The organism is Micromonospora sp. NPDC047753 (genome assembly GCF_040642735.1).
Taxonomy (GTDB): Bacteria; Actinomycetota; Actinomycetes; order Mycobacteriales; family Micromonosporaceae; genus Micromonospora.
Genome location: NZ_JBEYSL010000478.1, coordinates 1 through 5,175 on the forward strand (window position 1 = coordinate 1; position 5,175 = coordinate 5,175).

Below are 5,175 nucleotides of genomic sequence, written 5' to 3' on the forward strand. Positions count from 1 at the left end.
GTGATCGACGGGTGGACCACCATCCGCGGCGAGTACGACGACCTGGAGCCACTCGTCACCGACCTGGCCACCCGGGGCCTGTCGTACGGGCTGCACGTGGTCGCCACCGGGCTGCGCTGGCTGGATTTCCGTCCGGCGATCCGGGACCTGTTCGGCTCCCGGCTGGAGTTGCGTCTCGGTGACCCGGCCGACTCGTTGGTGGCCCGGCGTGCGGCCGCCAACGTGCCGGAGCGCTCCGGCCGGGGGGTGACCGCGGAGGGCCTGCACTTCCTCACCGCGCTGCCGCAGCTCGGTACCGCCGGCGGAGACACCGCCGACCTGGTCAAGAGGGCCACCGACGGGTGGGCGGGTGCTCGGGCACCCCGGGTGCGGCTGCTCCCGCCGGTGCTGCCGTACGCCGATCTGGACCTCACCTCGACGACCGGGCTGCGGCTGCCGATCGGGATCGCGGAGGCGGACCTGCGCCCGGTGTCGATCGACTTCGCCACCGAGCCGCACTTCGTGGTCTTCGGGGACTCGGAGTGCGGCAAGTCGTCGTTCCTGCGCGCGCTGGCCACGTCGATCATCACCCGGTTCACTCCCGAGCAGGCCCGGGTGATCCTCGTCGACTACCGGCGCAGCCTGCTCGGTGCCATCGAGACGCCACACCTGATCGGGTACGGCACCGCGGCGGCTCACACCGCCGACCTGGTCGAGTCGGCCGCCGGGTACCTGGAGCGCCGTGCTCCCGGGCCTGAGGTCACCCCGCAGCAGTTGCGGGACCGGTCCTGGTGGTCCGGGCCGGAACTGTTCGTGCTGGTGGACGACTACGACCTGGTGGCGGCAGGGCCGGCGAACCCGTTACGCGCACTGGAGGAGCACCTGCCGCACGCCCGGGACATCGGGCTGCACCTGGTGCTGGCCCGCCGGTCCGGTGGGGCGAGCCGGGCCCAGTACGAGCCGATCGTGCAGCGCCTGCGGGAGCTGTCCACGGCCGGCCTGGTGATGGCGGGCAGCCCCGAGGAGGGCGCACTCGTCGGGTCGGTGCGACCCGGAGCGCTGCCGCCGGGGCGTGGTCGGCTGGTCACCCGACGGGAGGGCGTACGCCTTGTTCAGTTGGCACAACTGCCGCCGCAATGACCTGACTCGCCGGTTCTTCCCGTGACGGGTGGGGAAACCGGTAATCTCCGATCGTCATGGTTCCGTCGGGATGAATGGCTGGGTATGTGACTGGGGTGCGGCACAGCGGTCCGTCGGCGGCCCGACGAGCGACCAGCCGGGCGCTGCTCGGCGTGGCCGCGGCGCTTGCCGTCGTGGCTCCGACCGCGGCAGTCGTGCCGGTCGCCGCGCCCACGAACGGTGGACAGCTCGCCGGCGCGCCGATGGCGTTCGCCCCCGGTGACGCCGTCGCCCGCACCGACCAGGTGCGCGACGAGCAGTGGCAGCTCGACGAGTTGCAGGCCGAAACGGCGTGGCGCAGCTCGACCGGCCGGGGCGTGACAGTGGCGGTGGTCGACTCCGGAGTGGACGGCAACCACCCCGACCTGGTTGGTCAGGTGCTGCCCGGCAAGGACCTGGTCGGCCCCGGTGGTGCCCCGGGCCCGGATCCGGTGGGTCACGGCACCACCGTCGCCGGCCTGATCGCCGGGCGCAACGACGACAGGCGGGGCGTGGTCGGCCTCGCACCGGACGCCCGGATCCTGCCGGTCCGCGTGCTCGACGAGGAGAACCGTTACGACGACGCGCTGATCGTCGCCCAAGGGGTCCGCTGGGCGGTCGACAACGGCGCCCGTGTGATCAACCTGTCGCTGGGCGGCAGCGGTGACAGCCCGGCCCTGGCCGCCGCCCTGGACTACGCGTTCGTCCGGGACGTGGTCGTGATCGCCTGCACCGGCAACCTCGCCACCTCCACCAGCACCAAGGTCTGGTACCCGGCTCGGGAGCCGGGTGTGATCGCCGTGTCCGGTCTCGAACGCAGCAGCGACAACCTGTGGTCCGGCTCGATCACCGGTCGGGCGACCGTGCTCACCGCTCCCGCCAGCGGCCTGGTCGGCGCCAAGCCTCCGGGCGGGTACTGGCGGGTGCAGGGCACCAGCTTCGCCGCGCCACTGGTGGCGGCGACCGCCGCGCTGGTCCGGTCCCGCTATCCGCGGATGCCCGCGGGTGAGGTGGTCAACCGGTTGTTGGCCACCGCCCGGGACCTGGGCCCGACCGGGCGGGACGACCGCTTCGGGTACGGGGTGGTCGACCCGGTCGCCGCGTTGACCGCTCAGGTGCCGCCGGTGACCGCCAACCCGTTGGACGACCAGACGTCGCCGGGCGTGACCGGGTTCGGTCCGGCGCCCGGCTCGGTCGATGACGATCCGGTGGCCGGAGCGGGCACCGATCCACTCGGGCTCGCCGCATCCGGTCAGCAGAGCCGGTGGACGGCTCGGGCGGCGGGCGGTCAGGACACGTCCGCGCCGGAGCAGCTGTGGGTCACTGTCGTGCTCCTCGTCGCTCTGGTCGGCGGTGCGGCCCTGATGGTGCGCCGGTTGCGTCAGCGGCCCCGTTGATCGCGACCGGCCGGCAGGCCTGAGCGGCTGCCCGGCCGGGTAGAACGGACCCATGAGTACGCACCGGCCGCCCACCCTCGCTCCCACCGGCCAGCCGTCCTGGCGGCGCCGCCGATTCGACCCGGACCGTGCGCTGGGTCTGCGGCTCACTCTCGCCGCGACCGCGGCGTTCCTGGTGCTGGTGCCGTTCGCGCTACTCACCCTGCTGGTGCTCGGCGCCTGGGCGCCGCTGCACCGGCTGGACACGACGGTCACCGACGCGCTGCACGGCTACGCCCAGGATCACCCGGCCTGGGTCGCGCTGATGCGAGGCTGGACCGAGGTGTTCGCACCGATGCCACTGCGCGCCGTGGTCCTGCTCCTGGTGGTCTGGTTGCTGCGCCGGGGAGCCCGCCGGCTGGCCCTCTGGGCGGCCACCACAATGGTCGTCGGCGGGTTGGTCGGTCCGCTGCTCAAGTTGCTGGTCGGCCGGGACCGGCCGGAGTTGCTGGACCCGGTGGCCCGGGCCGCCGGCTACTCGTTCCCCTCCGGGCACGCGCTGAACGCCACCCTGGCCGCCGGGGTGCTGCTGCTGGTGCTCCTGCCCTACGCCCGGCGCGGGGTGGCGCGGGCCGCGCTCTGGGTGGCGGCGGTCCTGCTCACAGTGGTGACCGGGCTGACCAGGGTGACGCTGGGCGTGCACTTCACCAGTGATGTGGTGGGTGGATGGTTGCTCGGCGTGGCGGTGGTCGCTGCCACCACCGCCGCGTTCACCAGTTGGCGGGCACACACCGGTCTTCGGCCGGTCCGGCCGACCCGCGACGGCGTTGCTCCCGAGGTCGAGCGGCACCCGGGAGCGGCCTGAGGAGTGACGACGAGCTCGGCCGGGTACTGGGCGACCCATGTCCGAGACCGTGGTCCAGATCCTCCGGCGGGTGCTGCTGCCGGTGTCCCTCCTGCTGGGGCTCATGGTGCTGCTCGGGGTGCTGGTCACCCGGGTGTTCGCCAAGACCTGGCCGTTCACCGCGGAGGACGCGGTGAACCGGGAACTGGCCGCCGACCGCACCGGCGAATGGAACAACGTCTCGCTGGTGTTCAGCACGCTGGCCAGCACCCAGATGATCGTCGTGGTCACCGTGCTGGTGGCGTTGGCGCTACGGCTCTGGCTGAAGCGCTGGCGCGAGCCGCTCTTCCTGTGCGCGGCGGTGACCGCCCAGGCGCTGGTGTTCCTTCTGACCACGCTGGCGATCGACCGACGGCGGCCGGCGGTGGAGCACATGGACGTCTCGCCACCCACGTCGAGCTTCCCGTCCGGGCACACCTCGGCGGCGGTGGCGCTCTACGTCGGCATCGCCGTGCTGCTGGCACTGCGGGCACGGAGCACCGGCGCGAAGGTCGCCTGGTGGACGCTGCTGCTGATGGTGCCGCTGGGCGTGGCGCTGACCCGGATGTACCGGGGCATGCACCACCCGAGCGACGTGGTGGCGTCCTTCGTCAACGGCGGCACGTGCGTCGCGATCATGGCCCGTGCCGTGCTGGACCGGGGGCTGCGGTGGGGCCGGGCGAAGCTACCGGCCGTCGGGCGTCCCGCCCCGGCTCAAGGCTGAGCCGACCTCGCGGCGACGCTCAGGTGCACTCGCCGGTGCCGACCTGCCTGTTGCGTTCGGCACCGGCCAACGCCACCGGGCGGGCCTCGGCCGCCGTCACGGCGAAGCCGGTGTTCGGGTCGTCGGACGCCGCCGCGAAGATCACACCGAGTACCAGGCCGTTGGCGGAGAGCAGCGGCCCCCCCGAGTTGCCGCTGCGGACCAGCGCTCGGATCGTGTAGATCTCCCGGGTCACCTCGTTGGACGAGTAGATGTCCGGGCCCTTGATCCGGTCGACGTCCCGGACCCGCGCCGACTGCGCGTTGTACGGGCCGTCGAGCGGGAAGCCGAGCACTATCGCGTCGGAGCCACTGCCCGCGTTGCCGGCGGCGAACCGCAGGGACGGCCCGGGCAGCCCGGGCACGAGCAGCACCGCCAGATCCCGGCTCGGGTCGTAGACCACCACCTTGCCGTCGTACCGCTCGCCGCCCAGCTCCACGGCGACCGAACGGGTGCCGGCCACCACGTGCGCGTTGGTCATCACCCGGTCGTCCGCGTACACGAAACCGGAACCCTCGATCCGGCGTGAGCAGCTGGGCGCGGAGCCGAGCACCTTCACGACCGACTGCCGACCGCTGACCACCACCTGCGAGCCGGCCAGTGCCGGGTCCGGCGGGTCGACCTGCCGGGCCCGGGTGGGCGCGAGGTCACCGAAGACGTCCGGGAACCCGTCGGTGTCGACGGTGTCCTCCAGCGCCGTGGACAGCTGGTGGGCCTGCTCCGGCAGGACCTGGTTGACCACCGTGATCAACGCACTGTTGCGGACCGAGGCGGCGAGCCAGGGCACCGAGGACGAGCCGAGCGGCACGGCGACCAGCCAGGCGAGCAGGAGCACCGCGAACAGCGAGACGAGCGCCCCACCGACGTCGTCGGCCCGTTTGCCCACGTCGCTGGTGATCGTCTTGCGTAGGTGCGAGCCGAGCCAACCGGCGAGTGCCTGCCCGACCACTGCCAGCCCGAAGATGGCCACCAGCGAGATCAGCACACGGGTGCCGGCGTCCACGAACTGTCTGGCG

At 72.9% G+C, this 5,175-nt stretch carries 5 protein-coding genes; 4 read left to right on the forward strand and 1 reads right to left on the reverse strand.

The annotated features are described in order from the left end of the window. From eccCb to ABZ749_RS28900, 4 genes are all read left to right on the forward strand, one after another. The coding region (gene eccCb, locus ABZ749_RS28885; RefSeq protein ID WP_357233319.1) for a type VII secretion protein EccCb at positions 1 to 1,119 on the forward strand (1,119 nt) is incomplete at its 5' end. A 74-nt stretch (positions 1,120 to 1,193) separates the two neighbouring features. Continuing rightward, positions 1,194 to 2,534, forward strand: coding sequence for a type VII secretion-associated serine protease mycosin (gene mycP / locus ABZ749_RS28890; protein ID WP_357233321.1), 1,341 nt, complete (start codon positions 1,194 to 1,196; stop codon positions 2,532 to 2,534). 52 nt (positions 2,535 to 2,586) lie between these two features. Then, entirely contained in the window at positions 2,587 to 3,378 is a 792-nt protein-coding gene (locus ABZ749_RS28895) for a phosphatase PAP2 family protein (RefSeq protein ID WP_357233324.1), read from the forward strand. Between the two features lie 37 nt (positions 3,379 to 3,415). Next, on the forward strand, positions 3,416 to 4,120 hold the full coding sequence (locus ABZ749_RS28900) for a phosphatase PAP2 family protein (RefSeq protein ID WP_357233326.1): 705 nt from the start codon (positions 3,416 to 3,418) through the stop codon (positions 4,118 to 4,120). A 19-nt stretch (positions 4,121 to 4,139) separates the two neighbouring features. On the opposite strand, the gene ABZ749_RS28905 is transcribed toward ABZ749_RS28900, so the two are convergent. Continuing rightward, on the reverse strand, positions 4,140 to 5,175 hold a 1,036-nt coding region (locus ABZ749_RS28905), incomplete at its 5' end, for a MarP family serine protease (RefSeq protein WP_357233328.1).

Bases quoted from the DNA above. Each gene is read 5' to 3' on its own strand.
- mycP (WP_357233321.1), top strand. From the start codon at position 1,194: ATGGCTGGGTATGTGACTGGGGTGCGGCACAGCGGTCCGTCGGCGGCC.
- ABZ749_RS28895 (WP_357233324.1), top strand. From the start codon at position 2,587: ATGAGTACGCACCGGCCGCCCACCCTCGCTCCCACCGGCCAGCCGTCC.
- ABZ749_RS28900 (WP_357233326.1), top strand. From the start codon at position 3,416: ATGTCCGAGACCGTGGTCCAGATCCTCCGGCGGGTGCTGCTGCCGGTG.